General features: G+C 73.3%; 16 protein-coding genes. 11 read left to right on the top strand and 5 right to left on the bottom strand.

Annotated elements, in window-relative coordinates; genetic code table 11:
* Positions 1 to 44: 44 nt before the first annotated feature.
* From eccCa to F8271_RS03020, 4 genes are all read left to right on the top strand, one after another.
* The gene (gene eccCa, locus F8271_RS03035) at positions 45 to 4,025 is read left to right on the top strand and encodes a type VII secretion protein EccCa (RefSeq protein WP_151488055.1); all 3,981 of its coding nucleotides are present in this window, start codon (positions 45 to 47) and stop codon (positions 4,023 to 4,025) included.
* A 75-nt stretch (positions 4,026 to 4,100) separates the two neighbouring features.
* Positions 4,101 to 5,429 (top strand): type VII secretion-associated serine protease mycosin, encoded by a 1,329-nt coding sequence (gene mycP / locus F8271_RS03030; protein ID WP_151488054.1) that lies wholly within the window; start codon positions 4,101 to 4,103, stop codon positions 5,427 to 5,429.
* Between the two features lie 56 nt (positions 5,430 to 5,485).
* Complete coding sequence (locus tag F8271_RS03025) at positions 5,486 to 6,274, top strand: phosphatase PAP2 family protein (RefSeq protein WP_151488053.1); 789 nt, start codon at positions 5,486 to 5,488, stop codon at positions 6,272 to 6,274.
* Between the two features lie 37 nt (positions 6,275 to 6,311).
* Positions 6,312 to 7,016, top strand: coding sequence for a phosphatase PAP2 family protein (locus tag F8271_RS03020; RefSeq protein ID WP_151488052.1), 705 nt, complete (start codon positions 6,312 to 6,314; stop codon positions 7,014 to 7,016).
* 13 nt (positions 7,017 to 7,029) lie between these two features.
* Here F8271_RS03020 and F8271_RS03015 read toward each other — a convergent pair whose 3' ends face one another.
* The 5 genes from F8271_RS03015 to F8271_RS02995 all read right to left on the bottom strand — a co-directional run bounded on the left by F8271_RS03015 (position 7,030) and on the right by F8271_RS02995 (position 11,231).
* A complete protein-coding gene (locus tag F8271_RS03015) occupies positions 7,030 to 8,208 on the bottom strand; it encodes a MarP family serine protease (RefSeq protein WP_151488051.1) in 1,179 nt (392 codons plus the stop codon).
* Between the two features lie 63 nt (positions 8,209 to 8,271).
* Positions 8,272 to 8,964 carry a CoA pyrophosphatase gene (locus tag F8271_RS03010; RefSeq protein ID WP_151488050.1) on the bottom strand — a complete coding sequence of 231 codons (693 nt, stop codon included), beginning with the start codon at positions 8,962 to 8,964 and terminating at the stop codon, positions 8,272 to 8,274.
* Positions 8,961 to 9,611, bottom strand: a complete 651-nt coding sequence (locus F8271_RS03005; RefSeq protein WP_151488049.1) for a TlpA disulfide reductase family protein — start codon at positions 9,609 to 9,611, stop codon at positions 8,961 to 8,963. Before F8271_RS03005 ends, F8271_RS03010 begins: the two co-directional genes overlap by 4 nt.
* On the bottom strand, positions 9,608 to 10,396 hold the full coding sequence (nth, locus tag F8271_RS03000; protein ID WP_347403782.1) for an endonuclease III: 789 nt from the start codon (positions 10,394 to 10,396) through the stop codon (positions 9,608 to 9,610). The genes F8271_RS03005 and nth overlap by 4 nt, the downstream gene beginning before the upstream one ends.
* A gap of 172 nt (positions 10,397 to 10,568) precedes the next feature.
* Entirely contained in the window at positions 10,569 to 11,231 is a 663-nt protein-coding gene (locus tag F8271_RS02995) for an adenosylcobinamide amidohydrolase (RefSeq protein WP_151488047.1), read from the bottom strand.
* 143 nt (positions 11,232 to 11,374) lie between these two features.
* Between F8271_RS02995 and F8271_RS02990 the strand changes: the two genes are divergently transcribed.
* The 7 genes from F8271_RS02990 to F8271_RS02960 all read left to right on the top strand — a co-directional run bounded on the left by F8271_RS02990 (position 11,375) and on the right by F8271_RS02960 (position 19,005).
* Positions 11,375 to 12,052: a Crp/Fnr family transcriptional regulator gene (locus F8271_RS02990; protein WP_007073398.1), complete on the top strand. Its 678-nt coding sequence runs from the start codon at positions 11,375 to 11,377 to the stop codon at positions 12,050 to 12,052.
* 110 nt (positions 12,053 to 12,162) lie between these two features.
* Entirely contained in the window at positions 12,163 to 12,906 is a 744-nt protein-coding gene (locus tag F8271_RS02985) for a metallophosphoesterase (RefSeq protein WP_151488046.1), read from the top strand.
* Between the two features lie 135 nt (positions 12,907 to 13,041).
* Entirely contained in the window at positions 13,042 to 13,647 is a 606-nt protein-coding gene (locus F8271_RS02980; protein WP_151488045.1) for a TetR/AcrR family transcriptional regulator, read from the top strand.
* Between the two features lie 37 nt (positions 13,648 to 13,684).
* On the top strand, positions 13,685 to 14,482 hold the full coding sequence (locus tag F8271_RS02975) for a TIGR03084 family metal-binding protein (protein WP_151488044.1): 798 nt from the start codon (positions 13,685 to 13,687) through the stop codon (positions 14,480 to 14,482).
* Positions 14,479 to 16,155, top strand: a complete 1,677-nt coding sequence (locus F8271_RS02970) for an acyclic terpene utilization AtuA family protein (protein ID WP_151488043.1) — start codon at positions 14,479 to 14,481, stop codon at positions 16,153 to 16,155. The genes F8271_RS02975 and F8271_RS02970 overlap by 4 nt, the downstream gene beginning before the upstream one ends.
* Complete coding sequence (locus F8271_RS02965) at positions 16,152 to 17,348, top strand: acyl-CoA dehydrogenase family protein (protein ID WP_151488042.1); 1,197 nt, start codon at positions 16,152 to 16,154, stop codon at positions 17,346 to 17,348. Before F8271_RS02970 ends, F8271_RS02965 begins: the two co-directional genes overlap by 4 nt.
* Before the next feature lie 55 nt (positions 17,349 to 17,403).
* A complete protein-coding gene (locus F8271_RS02960) occupies positions 17,404 to 19,005 on the top strand; it encodes an acyl-CoA carboxylase subunit beta (RefSeq protein ID WP_151488041.1) in 1,602 nt (533 codons plus the stop codon).
* The last annotated feature ends 64 nt before the right edge of the window (positions 19,006 to 19,069 follow it).

Here is a 19,069-nt window from a genome sequence, read left to right as displayed (position 1 = left end):
ACCATGAGCCAGGCTCGGGTTACCCAGCGCTGTCAGGAGGCCGAGTGTCCACCGTCGTCATCAAGCGCCCGCCCCGCCGGCCGGCGCCCGAGATCCCCGCCGGTGAGCTGCCGGTCGAGGCGCCACCGGAGATCCCGGCGGTGACCGGGGGGCGGTGGCAGCAGATGCTCATGCTGCTGCCCATGCTGGGCGGCACGGTGGCGATGGCGATGATGTTCGGCCGGGGCGGCGGCGCCTACTCGTACGTGGTGGGCGGCATGTTCGGGCTGTCCTCGCTGGCGATGCTGGTGACCTCGTGGGGCAGCGCCTCGGGCACTCCGAAGAAGTCCGAGATGATGGCCGCCCGACGGGAGTACCTGCGGCACCTGGCAACGTTGCGCCGCCGGGTCCGGCAGACCGCCGGGCGGCAGCGGGCCGGGCTCTACTACCGGCACCCCGACCCCGGCCGCCTGTGGTCGACGGTGGACAGCCACCGGGTCTGGGAACGCCGTCCCGCCGACCCGGACTTCGCGGTGGTCCGCGTCGGCGTCGGGCCGCAGACCCTGGCCACCCCGCTCGTCCCGCCGGTCACCCGGCCCTTGGAGGAGCTGGAGCCGATGACCGCCGGCGCGCTGCGTCGCTTCCTGGACGCGTACTCCGTCGTGCCGGACCTGCCGGTGGCGCTGTCGCTGCGCAGCTTCGCCCGGGTGTACGTGCGGACCGCCGGCCGGACCGGCGGCGGCCCGCCGAGCGCCGGCCCGCCGACCGGCGACGCGGCGGCACAGGCGCTGGTCCGGGCGATGCTGACCCAACTGGCCGTCTTCCACGCGCCCGACGAGCTGCTCGTCGCGATCTGCGCCGGACCGGAACGGCGGGCCGGCTGGGAGTGGGTGAAGTGGCTGCCGCACGCCCACCATCCCGGCCGCACCGACGCGCTCGGCCCGGTCCGGCTGGTCACCAGCTCCGCCGTCGAGCTGGAGCGGCTGCTGGGCGACGTGCTGGCCAGCCGGTCCCGGTTCAGTCCGGCCGGCCCGGCCACCGACGGCCCGCACGTGGTGGTGGTCCTCGACGGCGGCGACCTGACCGGCGCCACCGACCTGACCGGCGACGGCGGCATCGACGCGGTCACCGTCCTGGACCTGGACACCCCGCCGCCGCGCCTGCTCGACCGGTACGCGCTGCTGCTGGAACTGCGCGGCCGGCGGCTGCACTCGTTGTCGATCGACGGGCACGCCGAGGTGGGTACGGCCGACCAGCTCGACCCGGCCGACGCCGAGGCGGTCGCCCGGCGGTTGGCGCCGCTGCGGCTGGCCGGCGCGGCACGCGGCCCGGACGCCCCGCTCCAGGCCGAGCTGGGCCTGCCCGAACTGCTCGGCCTCGGCGACCCGGAGAGCTTCACCGCCGAGCAGGGCTGGGCGCCCCGGTCGGCACGGGACCGGCTGCGGGTGCCGATCGGGGTGGGCGTGGACGGCGGCGCCATCGAGTTGGACCTCAAGGAGTCCGCCCAGGACGGGATGGGCCCGCACGGCCTGCTCATCGGGGCCACCGGCTCGGGCAAATCCGAACTGCTCCGTACGCTGGTGCTGGGGCTGGCCGCCACGCACAGCTCCGAGCAGCTCAACTTCGTGCTCGTCGACTTCAAGGGCGGCGCCACGTTCGCGTCGTTCGACCGTCTGCCGCACACCGCCGCGGTGATCACCAACCTGGCCGACGCGCTGCCCCTGGTCGACCGGATGGTCGACGCGATCAACGGGGAGCTGGTACGTCGGCAGGAGCTGCTGCGACGCGCCGGCAACTTCTCCAGCGTGCGGGACTACGAGCGGGCGCGTGCCGCCGGCAGCCCGCTGGCCCCGCTGCCGTCGCTGCTGCTGATCTGCGACGAGTTCTCCGAACTGCTCTCGGCGAAACCCGACTTCATCGACCTGTTCGTGCAGATCGGTCGGCTGGGCCGGTCGCTCGGTGTGCATCTGCTGCTCGCCAGTCAGCGCCTGGAGGAGGGTCGGCTCCGTGGGCTCGACACTCACCTGTCGTACCGGATCGGGTTGCGCACCTTCTCCGCGTTGGAGTCCCGCACGGTGCTCGGGGTGCCGGACGCGCACGAGCTGCCCCGCTCGCCGGGCCACGGCTACCTGCGCGCCGGCACCGACCCGCTGGCCCGATTCAAGGCCGCGTACGTGTCCGGCGCGGTGCGCCGCCGGGCCGTGCCGGCGGGCGCCACCGGTGGCGGCGGCGCCCGGCTGCTCACCTTCACCACCCACGTCGTGCCGGTGCCCGAGCCGGCCACACCCGCCCTGCCCATGGTGGCCGAGGACGAGAGCGGGCAGGAGACACTGCTCGACCTGCTGGTCGACCGGCTCGTCGGGCAGGGCCCACCCGCCCACCAGGTGTGGCTTCCGCCGCTCGGCGAGCCACCGGCCCTGGACGAGCTACTCGGGCCGGTCGAGGTGGACCCGACGCGCGGGCTCGTCGTGGGCAACCCGGAGCTGCACGGCGCGCTCGGGGTGCCGGTGGCCGTCGTGGACCGGCCGTTGGAGCAGCGCCGCGACCTGCTGTGGCTGGCGTTGGACGGCGCCGCCGGGCACATCGCGGTGGTCGGCGCGCCACAGAGCGGCAAGTCCACCGTGCTGCGCACGCTGATCTGCGCGCTTGCGCTCACCCACACCCCGACCGAGGTGCAGGTCTACTGTCTCGACTTCGGTGGTGGCGGGTTGGCCGCCGTCCGCGACCTGCCGCACGTGGGCGGGGTGACCGGGCGGGCCGACCCGACCGCGGTACGACGCACCGTCGGCGAGATGACGACCCTGCTGGCCGACCGGGAACGCCGCTTCGCGGAGTTGGGCGTGGAGTCGATGGCCGCGTACCGGCAGCGCCGTGCGGCGGCGGGGACGGCTGGCCAGCCGGGCGCCGACCCGTTCGGCGACGTGTTCCTGGTTATCGACGGCTGGAGCACCGTCCGTGGCGAGTACGACGACTTGGAGCCGCTGGTCACCGACCTCGCCACCCGGGGCCTGTCGTACGGGGTGCACGTCGTCGCCACCGCGCTGCGCTGGCTGGACTTCCGTCCGGCGATCCGGGATCTGTTCGGCTCCCGGCTGGAGTTGCGTCTCGGCGACCCGGCCGACTCGCTGGTGGCCCGGCGGGCAGCCGCGAACGTGCCGGAGCGCCCCGGCCGGGGGGTGACCGCGGAGAGCCTGCACTTCCTCACCGCACTGCCCCGCCTCGCCGCCGGCGGGGACACCGCCGACCTGGTCAAGGGGGTAGCCGAGGGGTGGAATGGCAAGGCGGCACCCCGGGTGCGGCTGCTCCCGCCGGTGCTGTCGTACGCCGATCTGGATCTCACCGCGACGACCGGGCTGCGGCTGCCGATCGGCATCGCCGAGGCGGACCTGCGCCCGGTGGTGCTCGACTTCGCCACCGAGCCGCACTTCGTGGTCTTCGGCGACGCGGAGTGCGGCAAGTCGTCGTTCCTCCGCGCGCTGGCCACCTCGATCGTCACCCGGTTCACTCCGGAACAGGCCCGGGTGATCCTGGTCGACTACCGGCGCAGCCTGCTCGGCGCCATCGAGACGCCCCACCTGATCGGGTACGGCACCGCGGCGGCGCACACCGCCGACCTGGTCGAGTCGGCCGCCGGCTACCTGGAGCGGCGTGCCCCCGGCCCGGAGGTCACCCCGCAGCAGTTGCGCGACCGGTCCTGGTGGTCCGGACCGGAGCTGTTCGTTCTGGTCGACGACTACGACCTGGTGGCGGCCGGGCCGGCGAACCCGTTGCGGGGGCTGGAGGAGCATCTGCCGCACGCCCGGGACGTGGGGTTGCACCTGGTGCTGGCCCGCCGTTCGGGTGGTGCGGGCCGGGCCCAGTACGAGCCGATGATCCAGCGGCTGCGGGAGCTGTCCACCGCCGGTCTGGTGATGGCCGGCAGCCCGGACGAGGGCGCGCTGGTCGGGCCGGTCCGGCCCGGCCCGCTGCCGCCGGGCCGTGGTCGGTTGGTCACCCGTCGAGAGGGTGTACGCCTCGTGCAGCTCGCTCAACTGCCGCCACCGTGACCTGTTCCCCCCGGTTCTTCCCGTGACGGGTGGGGAAACCGGTAATCTCCGATCGTCATGGTTCCGTCGGGATGAATGGCTGGGGATGTGACTGGGGTTCGGCACAGCGGTCCGGCAGCGGCCCGGCAGGCGCTTCTCGGCTTGGCGGCGGTGCTCGCCGTGGCGGCCCCGACCGCAGCCGCCGTCCCCGTCGCCGTGCCCACCACCGGTGGTCAGCTGGCCGGCGCGCCGTTGGCGGTGGCCCCCGGCGACAGCGTGAGCCGCACCGACCAGGTCCGCGACGAGCAGTGGCAGCTCGACGAGTTGCGGGCCGAGACGGCGTGGCGCAGTTCGACCGGCCGAGGCGTGACGGTGGCGGTGATCGACTCCGGAGTGGACGCGAACCATCCGGACCTCGTCGGGCAGGTGTTGCCCGGCAAGGACCTGGTGGGCGTCGCCGGTGGCGCCGGACCGGACCCGGTGGGGCACGGCACCACCGTCGCCGGCCTGATCGCCGGACGCAGGGACGACAAGCGGGGCGTCGTCGGCCTGGCACCGGATGCCCGGATCCTTCCGGTGCGGGTGCTCGACGAGCGGAACCGGTACGACGACGCCCTGATCGTCGCGCAGGGCGTACGCTGGGCGGTCGACCACGGTGCCCGCGTGATCAACCTGTCGCTGGGCGGTAGCGGTGACAGCCCGGCGCTGGCCGCGGCCCTGGACTACGCGTTCGCCCGGGACGTGGTGGTGGTCGCCTGCACCGGCAACCTGGCCACCTCCACCGACCTGAAGGTCTGGTATCCGGCCCGGGAGCCGGGCGTGATCGCGGTGTCCGGCCTGGAACGCAACAGCGACAACCTGTGGTCCGGGTCGATCACCGGCCGGGCGACGGCGCTCGCCGCCCCCGCCAACGGTCTCGTTGGCGCGCGTCCTCCCAGCGGGTACTGGCGGGTGCAGGGCACCAGCTTCGCCGCACCGCTGGTGGCCGCCACCGCCGCGCTGGTCCGGTCGCGTTACCCGCAGATGTCCGCGGGTGAGGTGGTCAACCGGCTGCTGGTCACCGCCCGGGACATCGGCCCGACCGGCCGTGACGACCGCTTCGGGTACGGGGTGGTGGACCCGGTCGCCGCGCTGACCGCGCAGGTGCCGCCGGTGACCGCCAACCCGTTGGACGACCAGACGTCGCCGGGTGTGGTCGGCTTCGGTCCGGCTCCCGGCTCCGCCGACGACAACCCGGTGGCCGGCGCGGGCACCGACCCGCTCGGGCTCACCGCCCCCCGCCACCAGACCCGCTGGACGGCCCGCCCGGCGGGCGCACCGGCCGATTCGGCACCCGAACAGTTGTGGGTCGGCGCGGTGCTCTTCGTCGCCCTGGTGACGGGTACGGCGCTGATGGTGCGCCGGTTCCGGCAACGGGTCCGCTGATCCCGGGCTCGCACCGGCAGGGCTGAGCGGGCCGCAAGTGGGGTAGAACGGTCGCCATGAGCACGTCCGGCCCGCACACCGTCGCCCCCGCCCGCCCGTCCTGGCAGCGCCGCCGCCTCGACCCGGATCACGCGCTGGGGTTGCGGCTGACCCTGGCGGTGACGGCGGCGTTCCTGGTGCTGGTGCCGTTCTCGCTACTCGCGTTGCTGGTGCTCGGGGCGTGGGCGCCGCTGCACCGGCTGGACATGTCGGTGACCGACGCGCTGCACGGCTACGCGCTCGACCACCCCGCCTGGGTCGTGCTGATGCGGGTCTGGACCGAGGTGTTCGCACCCCTGCCGTTACGGGCCGCCGCCCTGCTCCTGGTGATCTGGCTGCTCCGCCGGGGAGCCCGCCGGCTGGCCGTCTGGACCGTCACGACCCTGGTGGTCGGTGGCCTGATGGGCCCGTTGCTCAAGCTGCTCGTCGGCCGGGACCGGCCGGAGCTGCTCGACCCGGTGGCCCGGGCCGCCGGCTACTCGTTCCCCTCCGGGCACGCGCTGAACGCGACCCTGGCGGCGGGGGTGCTGTTGTTGGTGCTCCTGCCGTACGCCGGGCGGGGGGTGTGGCGGGTCGTGCTGTGGGTCGTCGCCGTGCTGCTCACCGTGGTGACCGGGTTGAGCAGGGTGGCACTGGGTGTGCACTTCACCAGCGACGTGGTCGGCGGCTGGCTGCTCGGCGCGGCGGTGGTCGCGGCGACCGCCGCCGCGTTCACCAGCTGGCGGGCGCACACCGGCCTCCGACCGGTCCGGCCGGCCCGGGAGGGCATCGCTCCCGAGGTCGATCGGCATCCGGACGAGACCTGAGGCGTGCCGACGACGCCGGGCGGGTATTGGCCGGCTCATGTCCGACACCGTGGTCCAGATCGTCCGGCGGGTGCTGCTGCCGGTGTCCCTCCTGCTCGGCCTCATGGTGCTGCTGGGGGTGCTCGTCACCCGGGTGTTCGCCCGGACCTGGCCGTTCACCGTGGAGGACGCGGTGAACCGGGAGCTCGCCGGCGACCGCACCGCCGGCTGGAACGACGTCTCGCTGGTGTTCAGCACCCTGGCCAGCACCCAGATGATCGTCGTGGTCACCGTGCTGGTGGCGCTGGCGCTGCGACTCTGGCTGAAGCGCTGGCGGGAACCGCTGTTCCTGTGCGCGGCGGTGACCGCCCAGGCGCTGGTGTTCCTGCTGACCACGCTGGCGATCGACCGGCAGCGGCCCGCCGTGGAGCATATGGACGTCTCGCCACCCACGTCGAGTTTCCCGTCCGGGCACACCTCGGCGGCGGTGGCGCTCTACGTCGGTATCGCCGTGCTGATGGCACTGCGGGCGCGGAGCACCGGGGCGAAGGTCGCCTGGTGGACCCTGCTGCTGGTGGTGCCGCTGGGTGTGGCGCTGACCCGCATGTACCGGGGGATGCACCACCCGAGCGACGTGCTGGCGTCCTTCCTCAACGGCGGCACCTGCGTCGCGATCATGGCGCGCGCGGTGCTGGACCGGGGACTGCGGTGGGGACGGGCGCAGCTGCCAACCGGGCGGCCCGCCGTCTCGGCCCGGAGCTGACCCGGCGCGACGCTCAGGTGCACTCGCCGGTGCCGACGCCCCGGGTGCGCTCGGCGCCGGCCAGCGCCACCGGGCGGGCCTCCGCGGCGGTCACCGCGAAGCCGGTGTTGGGGTCGTCGGCAGCCGCCGCGAAGATGACGCCGAGCACCAGCCCGTTGGACGAGACCAGCGGGCCGCCGGAGTTGCCGCTGCGGACCAGCGCCCGGATCGTGTAGATCTCCCGGGTGACGTCACCGGAGGAGTAGATGTCCGGCCCGGTGATCCGGTCGACGTCGCGTACCCGCGCCGACTGCGCGTTGTACGGGCCGTCGAGGGGGAAGCCGAGCACGATCGCGTCGGCGCCGCTGCCCGCGTTGCCGGCCGCGAAGCGCAGCGACGGGCCGGGCATCCCCGGCACGTGCAGCACGGCCAGGTCGCGGTCCGGGTCGTACACCACCACCTGGCCGTCGTACCGCTTGCCGCCCAGCTCCACGGACACCGAACGGGTGCCGGCCACCACGTGCGCGTTGGTCATCACCCGGTCGTCGGCGTACACGAAACCGGAGCCCTCGATGCGACGCGAACAGCTCGGCGCGGAGCCCAGCACCTTGACCACCGACCGCTGGCCGTTGACCACGACCTGCGAGCCGGCCAACGCCGGATCCGGTGGCTCGACCTGCCGGGCCCGGGTGGGCGCGAGGTCACCGAAGACGTCCGGGAAGCCGTTGGTGTCGACGGTGTCCCGCAGCGCGGTGGAGAGCTGCTGTGCCTGGTCCGGGAGCACCCGGTCCACCACCGTGATGAGCGCGCTGTTGCGCACCGAGGCGGCCAGCCAGGGCAACGAGGACGACCCGAGCGGCACCGCGACGAGCCACGCGACCAGTAGCACCGCGAACAGCGAGACGAACGCCCCGCCGACGTCGTCGACCCGCTTACCCACCTCACTGGTGATCGTCTTACGCAGGTGTGAGCCGAGCCAGCCGGCCAACGCCTGACCGAGCGCGGCCAGCCCGAAGACCGCCACCAGCGAGATCAGCACCCGGATGCCGCTGTCCACGAATTGTCGCGCCAGCAGCGGCCCCAGTTGAAGGCCCAGCAGAGCGCCCAGGAAGAAGCCGGAGAACGACAGGATTCCGATGACGAAGCCCTGGCGGTATCCGCTGATCGCGAACACGAGCATGAGCAGCAACAGGACGAGATCCACGGCGGACACGGCTCAAGCGTACGGGCAGGACGCCCGCGAGATGACCATCGCTTGCGGAAGGTGACCGCGCGATCAGCGCAGGGCCGTCTCGTCGATCTCGTCGGTGCCGGCCGAGGGTGCCGGGGTCGCCCCGGTCGGGGGCAGCTCCACCACCCGGCCGTGCGGCCACGGACGCGCCCAGCCGCCCATTTCCAGCAGGGTCGCCAGCACCCCGGCGGTGAAACCCCAGACGAGCATCCCGCGCGCCGAGAACGCCGGCCCGATCCACCCGCTCGGGTGGCGGACCCGCAGCCGGTTCGCCGGGTCGACCAGTTCGCGGACCGGCAGTCGCGCCACGTGCGCCACCTCGGCGGGCTCCCGGGGATGCACCGGGTGTGGGTCGTGCCACCAGGCCAGTACGGGAGTGACCACGAAGTCGCTGACCGGGATCCACAGTTTCGGCAGCTCGGCGAGCACGGTCACGCTGGACGGGTCGAGGCCGACCTCCTCGTTCGCCTCGCGCAGCGCGGTCGCGCGGACGTCGGCGTCCTCCGGGTCGGCGGCGCCACCGGGGAAGGCCGGCTGCCCGGCGTGGTTGCGCAGGGTGGCGGCGCGTTGCAGGACGAGCACGTCCGGGCCGATGCCGGGTTGTTCACCGAGCAGCACCAGCACGGCGCTCTCCCGGCCGCCCTCGGCCGGTGTGGTGAGCCGGGTGAAGTCCTCGACGCGGGCGGTGCCCAGCCGGGTCAGCAGCGGCTCGATCCAGTCGGGTGGTTGGCGGGTCACGCCGACACCACCAGGCCCAGGTGCTGGCGGACGAGCTTGGCGAGCTGGGCGTCGTCGAGGGCCCCGGTGGCGTCGATGTGCCGGATCCGGCCCTGCGCGTCGACGAAGAGGGTCAGCGGGAAGGCGTTGCGCTTCAACTCCCGTTGCAGCGCGTCGCCCTGGTCGACCAGGATCGGGAACCGTACGCCGAAGTCCTCACCGATCGACTGGGCGCCGCCCCGGCTGTCGCGGGTGTTCACCCCGACCACCTGGAGGTGGCCGGCGGTCCGCTCGCTGAGCCGTTGGAAGGCGGGCAGTTCCTTGCGGCACGGCCCGCACCAGGACGCCCACACGTTGATCACGGCTGGCCCGGCCACGTCCCGCAGAGCGACGGGTGCACCGCCGGTGAAGCAGGCGAAGGTCAGCTCCGGCAGCACCTGCCCGCTGCCGGGTGCCGCCGTGGCGCTGACGGACGGGGCGGGGGACCCGGCCGTGGGTGGCGTGCCCAGTGCGGCGCAGTCCCGGAACGGCGACGGGCGTTCGGTGACCGCCTGCCTCGGTGCGGGGTCGTCGGCCGTGCCCGCGGTGCAGCCACCGACGATCAGCGCCAGCGGCAGGACGAGCAGGGCGAGGCGGCGCTTCGCGGCATGTGCGGGCTGCCGGTTCACGGCACCTCCGCGGCGACCGCCTGGGCCGGCACCAGCTCCGGGTCGACCCCGGCGGCCACCGCGAGGTCACGTGCCCGGGGGCCCTTGAGCAGCTTGGCGGCGGCCGTCGGGTCGGTGGGGCCGGTGCCGTACGAGGGGCAGAGCTTCGCGAGCGTGCACGCGCCGCAGGCGGGCTTGCGGGCGTGGCAGACCCGCCGCCCGTGGAAGATGATCCGGTGCGACAGCATGGTCCAGTCGCGCTTGTCGTACAGCGCGCCGATCGCGTGCTCGATCTTGACCGGGTCGGTCTCGGTGGTCAGCCGCCACCGGTGGACCAGCCGCTGGAAGTGCGTGTCGACGGTGATGCCCGGGACGTCGAAGGCGTTGCCCAGGATCACGTTGGCGGTCTTGCGGCCGATCCCGGGGAGCGTCACCAGGTCGACGAGCCGCCCCGGGACCCTGCCGTCGTACCGGTCGAGGAGGGCCTGCCCGAGCTTGAGCAGCGAGTCGGTCTTGTTGCGGTAGAAGCCGGTGGGCCGGATCAGCTCCTCCATCTCGCCCCGGTCGGCCCCGGCGTACGCGGCCGCGGTCGGGTAGCGGGCGAAGAGCTTGGGGGTGACCTCGTTGACCTTCTTGTCCGTGCACTGGGCGGAGAGGATGGTGGCGACGGCCAGCTCCAGTGCGTTGGAGTGGTCCAGTTCACAGTGTGCGTCGGGGTGCGTCTCGGCCAGCACCCGGCCGATCTTGCGGGCACGACGTTTGCGCCCGAGGTCGGTCTCGCTGGCACCGGGTGGGCTACTGGTCACGACGGTCAGCCTACGTCGCGCCCCGGACGTTCCCCCGCGGGTCAACCGCCGGTCGGCGCAGTGATCTTGCCCTGCCCGTCGAAGCGGGCGGGACGCGAGGGGGGCGGGGGTGTACATCGCCCGCGACCCTACCGGGCCGTAACGCGCCGACGAGGGCCGATCGGTCGAATGTTCAGCTGGTCAGCCGCTCCGACCACGGAACCACCGGCCGGTCACCGCCGGCGAGCACCGCCGCGTGCACCGCGCGGGCCAGCGGGGCACCCCAGGTCGAGCGCGGCCCCCCGTAGGTGGCCTCCGGCCCGTCCACCGGGCAGAGCACGGTGACCGAGTCGGTCGGGGTGCCGGTGCCCGGCAACCCCAGCTCCATGATCGCCTGGGTCTTCGCCTCGGTCGCGGTGGCCACCGCGTTGACCAGTGCCGAGTCGGCCAGCCGGGCCGGCACGTACACCACGATGTTGACCGTGCCGACCCGCTGCGCGAGCGCCGACGGAGCCGGCGCCGCGGCGGGCATCGGGATGCCGAGGCCGACCGTCGCCCAGGCCCGCACGCCGGTGTCGATGCGGTCCACCACCTCGGTCACGTCCACGCCGGTCAGCAGACCCACCCCGGGCCCGTCGAGGGCCAGGTCCGCGGCGAGCGCGGCCAGGTGGGCGGCCGGGTCGTCCCGGTCGTACGACATCGGCACGGTCGCGTTCACGATCCAGCGCCGGACACCGATTCCACCGCCGAGCGGGCCGCTGCTGACCGCCCGCAGGGGCGTGTCGGCATGCCAGACGAGCAGTGGGATGTCCCGCCCGTCCTCGGCGCGACTGGTCAGAGTTGGCTCGCTCAGCACGTCGGGCAGGTTACGCCTACCGATCAAGATTCCAGGGCCGACCTCTGATTCGTGCTCACGTGCGCCTAGACTTGGCGGCGCGCGAGGGGATCAGCGGACGGCGGCCCCGGCCGACGGACGGCACGCGCAACCGGAGGTGCGCGATGGATGAGGTACTGGCCCGCAGCGGGATCTTCCAGGGTGTTGACCCGGAAGCTGCCGAGGCGCTCGCCAAGGAGATGGAGACGATCGAGGTCCGCAAGGGCGAGGTCGTCTTCAATGAGGGCGAGCCCGGTGACAGTCTCTATATCCTGCTGTCCGGGAAGATCAAGGTTGGTCGCCGCGCCGCGGACGGCCGACAGAACCTGATCGCGGTGATGGGCCCGTCGGACATGGTCGGTGAGCTGTCGCTCTTCGACCCGGGTCCGCGTACGGCGACCGCCACCGCGGTGACCGACACCCGGCTCGTACGACTGCGCAAGCAGGCGCTGCGGCCGTGGCTGAACAACCGCCCGGAGATCGCCGAGCAGCTGCTGCGGGTGCTGGCCCGGCGACTGCGTCGGACCAACGACTCGCTCGCCGACCTGATCTTCACGGACGTGCCGGGCCGGGTCGCGAAGAACCTGCTCCAGATGGCCGGCCGGTTCGGCACCCGCGACGGCGGCGTGCTGCGGGTGACCCACGACCTCACTCAGGAGGAGATCGCCCAGCTCGTCGGCGCCTCTCGGGAGACGGTCAACAAGGCGCTGGCCGACTTCGCCTCGCGCGGTTGGCTGCGTCTGGACGGCAAGAGCATCATCATCCTGGACCCGGAGCGCCTGGCCCGCCGCGCCCGCGTCTGAGCGGTACGTCCCGTCCCCGCCCCTCGTCACCGACGGGAGGCGGGGACGGTTTCGTCTGCCCGCCGCAGAATCGCTGGTTCGTGGCGGCCCCCGGCGGCAAGGGTGGGGCGATGACGAACAGCGTTGCCGTGCTCTCCGACATCCATGGCGTACTGCCCGCGCTGGAGGCCGTGCTGGCCGAGCCGGACGTCGCCGCCGCCGACCTGATCGTGCTGACCGGCGACATCGCTGCCGGCCCGCAGCCGGTCGAGGTGCTCGACGTGCTCGCCGACCTCGGTGACCGGGTCTGCTGGGTGGGCGGAAACTGCGAACGTGAGCTGGTCGAGGCACGCTCTGGCCGACCGGCGTCGATCGAGGTGTCGAACTGGGCCGCCGGGCAGCTGCGCGAGGATCAGGTGGCCCGGCTGGCCGCGCTCCCGCCGACGGTGACCGTGGAGATCGACGGCCTCGGGCCGACGCTGTTCTGCCACGCGACGCCCCGCGACGACGAGGAGGTCGTGCTCGTCGACTCCCGGATGGCGCGCTGGGCGGAGGTGTTCGGAGGGCTTCCGGCGGAGATTTCCACCGTGGTCTGCGGCCACACGCACATGCCCTTCACCCGGCTGGTCGATCGACGCCTGGTGGTCAACCCGGGCAGCATCGGCATGCCGTACGGGGGCGCGGGGGCGTGGTGGGCACTGCTCGGGCCGGGCGTGCAGCTGCGCCGCACCGCCTTCGACGTGGACGCGGCCTGCGCCCGGGTAGCCGCGGAGTCCACCTTCCCCGACGCCGCCGTCTGGGCCGACGAGTACCTGCGCTCCCAACACAGCGACGCCGACGCGCTGGCCGTCTTCGGCCTACGCGACGGCCGCTGACCCACCCTGCGGCGCCACACTTACTGAGCAGCAGCTGGGCCATGGGTCAGGGTGCCTTTGGAGTTGATGCGCTCAACGACATCACTGGAAAAAGTCAGTCTTGACTGTTTGTTTCGTAGGCCGCAGGCTGTTCCCGTGTCCGCCGCATCGACGCGTGTCCCTCAGCAGGAGCGCAGCCGCGCCACCCAGGCCCGGCTGCTGGAGGCGACCGTCGACTGCCTGATCGAGCACGGCTGGTCCGGCACCACCACCACGGTCGTCGCCGCCCGGGCCGGAGTGTCGCGCGGCGCTCAGCTGCACCACTACCCGACGAAGGCCGCGCTCGTGACGGCCGCCGTGGCCCATCTGGCCGAACGGCGGGCCGACGAGCTGCGCACCGAGGCCGAGGCCCTGCCGGCCGGCCCGCAACGGCTGGACCGGGTGGTCGACCTGCTCGGTGCGGCGTTCACCGGGCCGCTGTTCGTGGCCGCGCTCGAACTCTGGGTCGCCGCCCGCACGGATCGGGAGCTTCGGGACGCCCTCGTGCCGCTGGAGGCGACCGTCGGCCGGGAGATGCACCGCCTCACCGTTGCCCTGCTCGGCGTCGACGAGCGCCGACCCGGCGTCCGCGAGGCGGTGCAGGCCACCCTCGACCTGCTGCGCGGGCTCGGGGTGGCCAACCTGCTCAGCGACGACTCGGCCCGCCGCGCCGCCCTGCTCACCACCTGGAAACGGCAGCTCGCCACCCTGCTCACGCCCTGACCGCCGGCCGCACCGGCCCCCACCCACCGGAGGCACCATGGTCGACCTCACCGACCTGCTCACGGACCTGGCCGACGAGTCCGCCCACCTGGACGCCCTGGTGGCACCATTACCCGCGAGCGACTGGACACGGCCGACCCCCGCACCGGGCTGGAGCATCGGGCACCAGATCGCCCACCTCGCCTGGACCGACCACGTGGCGCTGCTGGCCGCCACCGATCCCGAGGCGTTCTACGCGACGGTGACCGAGGCGCCGGACGTGACCCGACTCGTCGACCACGGCGCCGAGGCGTTCCTCGCGCCACCGGCCGAGCTGCTCGCCCGCTGGCGCGCCGGTCGGGCGGCACTGGCCGACGCCCTGGCCGCCGTCCCGGCCGGCGCGAAACTGCCCTGGTACGGCACCCGCATGTCGGCCACCTCGATGGCGACCGCCCGGATGATGGAGACCTGGGCGCACGGCGAGGACGTGGGCGACGCCCTCGGTGTCGTCCGCCCCGCCAGCGACCGGCTCCGGCACGTGGCGCACCTGGGCGTGCGTACCCTCGGGCACGGTTTCGCCGCCCACGGCCGTCCGGTACCGACGACGCCGATCCGGGTCGAGCTGGCCGGGCCCGGCGGCGACACCTGGGCCTGGGGTCCGGCGGACGCCGCCGAGCGGCTGAGCGGCCCCGCCCTCGACTTCTGCCTCCTGGTCACCCAGCGCCGCCACCGCGCGGACCTCGCCCTGCTCGCCAGCGGCCCGGTCGCCGAGGAGTGGCTCGACGTGGCGCAGGCCTTCGCCGGGCCGCCGGGTAGCGGCCGGGAGCCGGTCAGCGGGAACGGAGCACCGGCGTGATCCGCATCGGCAACGCGTCCGGCTTCTACGGCGACCGGTTCACCGCCTGGCAGGAGATGCTCGACGGTGGCGAACTCGACGTCCTGACCGGCGACTACCTCGCCGAGTTGACCATGCTGATCCTCGGCCGGGACCGGCTGCGCGACCCCGGCCTCGGCTACGCGAAGACGTTCCTGCGTCAACTGGAGACCTGCCTCGGCACCGCCCTCGACCGGGGGGTCCGGATCGTGACCAACGCCGGCGGGTTGAACCCCGCCGGCCTGGCCACGGCCATCGAGACTCTCGCCACCCGGCTGGGCCTGCCGGCCCGGATCGGATACGTCGAGGGTGACGCCATCTCGCGGCCGGACGCGTTGACCGCGAACGCCTACCTGGGCGCGTTCGGGATCGCCGCCTGCCTCGACGGTGGGGCGGACGTGGTGGTCACCGGCCGGGTCACCGACGCCTCGCTGGTCGTCGGCCCGGCCATCGCCCGGTACGGGTGGGGCCGCGACGACCTCGACGAGTTGGCCGGGGCGACCGTCGCGGGGCACCTCATCGAATGCGGCGCGCAGGTCACCGGCGGCAACTTCAGCTTCTTCACCGAACTGCCCGACGGCGGGCACCGCCCCGGCTTCCCGATCGCCGAGGTGTACGCGGACGGTTCCACCGTGCTCACCAAACATCCGGGCACCGGTGGCGCGGTCACCGTGGAGACCGTCACCGCCCAACTGCTCTACGAGGTCGGCGGGCCCGCCTACCTCGGGCCGGACGTGACCACCCGGCTGGATACGGTGAGGCTGCGCCCCGACGGGCCGGACCGGGTCCGGGTCTCCGGTGCCCGGGGCACGCCACCACCGCCCACGCTCAAGGTGGGCGTCAACAACCTCGGCGGCTTCCGCAACTCGATGACGTTCGTCCTCTGCGGACTCGACATCGACGCGAAGGCGGCGCTGGTCCGGGGGCAGATCGAGGAGTCGGTGGGCAAGGACGGGCTGGAGTTCACGCTGGCCCGGACCGACCACCCGGACGCCGCCGACACCGAGGCCGCGAGCGCGCTGCTGCACGTACACCTGCGTGACAGTGACCGGACGCGGGCCGGGCGGGCCTTCTCGGCCGCCGCCGTGGAGCTGGCGCTCGCCTCGTACCCGGGTTGCACGCTGACCACCCTGCCGGGCGACGCGACACCGTACGGCGTCTTCACCGCAGACGAGGTGCCGCAGGACGGGGTCGACCACGTCGCGGTGCTGCCCGGCGGCGCGCGGGTGCCGATCGCCCCGCCGATCCGTACCGCACCCGCGTCGCCGGACGGGACGACCTCGGGCGGCGACGCGCCGGTCGACGGTCCGAGCCGGCGCGGAGCACTCGGTGAGCTGGTCGGCGCGCGCTCCGGCGACAAGGGCGGCGACGCCAACCTGGGTGTCTGGGCGCGCTCCGACGCCGGGTACGCGTGGCTGCGCGCCTGGTTGACCGTCGAGCGGCTGGCCGAACTGCTGCCGGAGACCGCGCCGCTGTCGGTGCGGCGCTACGAGCTGCCGAACCTGCGCGCGGTCAACTTCGTGATCGAGGGCCTGCTCGGGGCGGGGGTGGCCGCGTCCACCCGGTTCGACCCGCAGGCCAAGGCGCTCGGTGAGCTGCTGCGTGCCCGGATCGTCGACCTGCCGGCCGGCCTGCCGACGGGAGCGGCCCGATGACCCTCGTGGACACCCCGGATCGGCGGCAGCTGCGCGAGCTGACCCGTTCGTTCGTGACCCGGGAGGTGTTGCCGCACCTGGACGACTGGGAGCGGGCCGGCGAGGTACCCCGTGCCCTGCACGCGACCGCCGCGAAGCTCGGCCTGCTCGGCATCGGTTTCCCCGAGTCGGTCGGCGGCAGCGGCGGGGATCTGCTCGACTCGATCATCGTGACCGAGGAGCTGATCCGCTCCGGCGGCTCGTCCGGGCTGGTCGCAGCGCTGTTCACGCACGGCATCGCGTTGCCGCACATGGTGGCGGCGGCCGGTGCCCGCACCGGTGGCTCGCTCGGCGGCCGGCTCGGCGCGACCTCGCCGCCCGCCGATGACGGCCTCATCGAGCGGTACGTCCGGCCCACCCTCGCCGGCACGATGATCGGTGCCCTGGCGATCACCGAGCCGGACGGCGGTTCGGACGTGGCCGGCATCCGCACCACGGCCCGCCGCGACGGCGACCACTACGTGGTGAACGGGTCGAAGACCTACATCACCAGCGGGCACCGGGCGGACTTCGTGACGACGGCGGTGTGCACCGACTTCCCCGGCAGCGGTGAACTGACCCTGCTGATCATCGGCAAGGGGTCGCCCGGGTTCACCGTGGGACGCCGGTTGGAGAAGCTGGGCTGGCACTGCTCGGACACGGCCGAGCTGTCCTTCGCCGACGTGCGGGTGCCGGTGACCAACCGGATCGGCGCGGAGAACACCGGCTTCCTGGCGATCATGCAGCACTTCGCGGCGGAGCGGCTCTCGCTGGCGACCCAGGCGTACGCGACCGCGCAGCGCTGCGTCGAGCTGGCCGTGCGCTGGTGCCGGGACCGGGAGACCTTCGGACGTCCACTGGCGAGCCGGCAGTTGATCCGGCACCGGTTGGCCGAGATGCACACGCGGGCCGAGGCGGCCCGGTCGTACGTGCACGAGGTCGCCGCTCGGGTGGCTGCCGGCGAGCCGGTGGTGACCGAGGTGGCGATGGCCAAGAACGTGGCGGTGGCCGCCTGCGACCACGTCGTCGACCAGGCGCTGCAGCTGCACGGCGGCTTCGGCTACCTGCGCGACGCCGAGGTGGAGCGGCACTACCGGGACGCCCGGATCCTCGGGATCGGCGGCGGCACCACCGAGATCATGAACGAGATCATCGCAAAAGGCATGGGCCTGTGAGCGCGAGGAGTGAGCCGGTCTTGCGAGCCCCGCAGTCGCGAATCGAGGATGCACCGTGACGATCCTGGACAGCGCGATCGACCCGGCCACGCCCGGATACCTGGCGAACCGGGCGGCGCTGCTGGAGCGACTGACCGAGCTGGACGCCGCGTTGGACCAGGCGCGGGCGGGCGGCGGCGACAAGTATGTGTCCCGGCACCACGCCCGCGGCAAGCTGCTCCCCCGGGAGCGGATCGAGCTGCTGGTCGACGCGGACAGTCCGTTCCTGGAGCTGTCGCCGGTCGCCGCGTACGGCACGGACTTCCCGGTGGGGGCCAGCGTGGTCACCGGCATCGGTGTGGTCGAGGGCGTGGAGTGCCTGATCGTCGCCAACGACCCGACGGTACGCGGCGGCGCGGTCAACCCCTGGTCCCTGGCGAAGACCCGACGGGCCGGTGAGATCGCCCTGGCCAACCGGCTGCCCATGGTCAACCTGGTCGAGTCGGCGGGGGCGGACCTGCCCACCCAGGCGGAGATCTTCATCCCGGGTGGTCGGGTGTTCCGGGACCTGACCCGGCTCTCGGCGGCCGGCATCCCCACGGTCAGCGTGGTCTTCGGCAACGCCACGGCCGGCGGCGCGTACGTGCCGGGGATGTCCGACCACGTGATCATGATTCGGGACCGGTCGCAGGTCTACCTGGCCGGGCCGCCGCTGGTGAAGATGGCCACCGGCGAGATCACCGACGACGAGTCGCTGGGCGGCGCGGCGATGCACGCCGGCACGTCCGGGCTCGCCGACTACCTGGCCGCCGACGAGCGCGACGGCATCCGGCTGGCCCGGCAGTGCGTACGCCGGCTCAACTGGCGCAAGCACGGTCCGCCACCACGCACGGCGGTGCCGGAGCCGCCGAAGTACGACCCGGAGGAGCTGCTCGGCATCGTCAGCTCCGATCTGAAGGTGCCGTTCGACCCGCGTGCGGTGCTGGCCCGGATCCTGGACGGCAGCGACTTCGACGAGTTCAAACCGGCGTACGGGGACGCGCTGGTCACCGGCTGGGGCGAGCTGCACGGCTGGCCGATCGGTGTGCTGGCCAACGCCCGCGGGGTGCTGTTCAGCGCGGAGGCGCAGAAGGCGGCCCAGTTCATCCAGCTCGCCAACGCCTCCGACACTCCGCTGATCTTCCTGCAGAACACCACCGGCTACATGGTCGGCACCGAGTACGAGCAGCGCGGCATCACCAAGCACGGCGCCCTGATGATCAACGCGGTGTCGAACTCGACGGTGCCGCACCTGACGGTGAACCTGGGTGCCTCGTACGGTGCCGGCAACTACGGGATGTGCGGCCGGGCGTACGAGCCGAGGTTCCTGTTCACCTGGCCGAACGCGAAGTCGGCGGTGATGGGCCCGGCGCAGCTCGCCGGTGTGCTGTCGATCGTGGCCCGGCAGGCGGCCGCCGCCCGTGGACGGGACTACGACGAGGAGTCCGACGCGGCGATGCGGATGATGGTCGAGCAGCAGATCGAGTCGCAGTCCGGCGCGCTCTTCCTCTCCGGCCGGCTCTACGACGACGGGGTGATCGACCCCCGGGACACCCGTACCGTCCTCGGGCTCTGCCTCTCGGCGATCCACAACGGACCGGTGAGGGGCGCCGACGGTTTCGGCGTCTTCCGGATGTGAGCGGGCTCCCCGTGAGCGCGAGGAACGCAGCGAAGCGGAGTACCGAGGTCGCGAACGAAAGGCA

This window comes from Micromonospora sp. ALFpr18c, from assembly GCF_008868155.1.
GTDB lineage: Bacteria > Actinomycetota > Actinomycetes > Mycobacteriales > Micromonosporaceae > Micromonospora.
The sequence above is the reverse complement of the archived record's forward strand: the minus strand, read 5'-3'. Positions and strand labels throughout refer to the sequence as shown.

Excerpts from the sequence above, each read along its gene's own strand:
- F8271_RS03020 (WP_151488052.1), top strand. The coding sequence starts at position 6,312 with ATGTCCGACACCGTGGTCCAGATCGTCCGGCGGGTGCTGCTGCCGGTG.
- F8271_RS02975 (WP_151488044.1), top strand. The coding sequence starts at position 13,685 with ATGGTCGACCTCACCGACCTGCTCACGGACCTGGCCGACGAGTCCGCC.
- F8271_RS03025 (WP_151488053.1), top strand. The coding sequence starts at position 5,486 with ATGAGCACGTCCGGCCCGCACACCGTCGCCCCCGCCCGCCCGTCCTGG.
- F8271_RS02965 (WP_151488042.1), top strand. The coding sequence starts at position 16,152 with ATGACCCTCGTGGACACCCCGGATCGGCGGCAGCTGCGCGAGCTGACC.
- F8271_RS02990 (WP_007073398.1), top strand. The coding sequence starts at position 11,375 with ATGGATGAGGTACTGGCCCGCAGCGGGATCTTCCAGGGTGTTGACCCG.
- mycP (WP_151488054.1), top strand. The coding sequence starts at position 4,101 with ATGGCTGGGGATGTGACTGGGGTTCGGCACAGCGGTCCGGCAGCGGCC.
- F8271_RS02985 (WP_151488046.1), top strand. The coding sequence starts at position 12,163 with ATGACGAACAGCGTTGCCGTGCTCTCCGACATCCATGGCGTACTGCCC.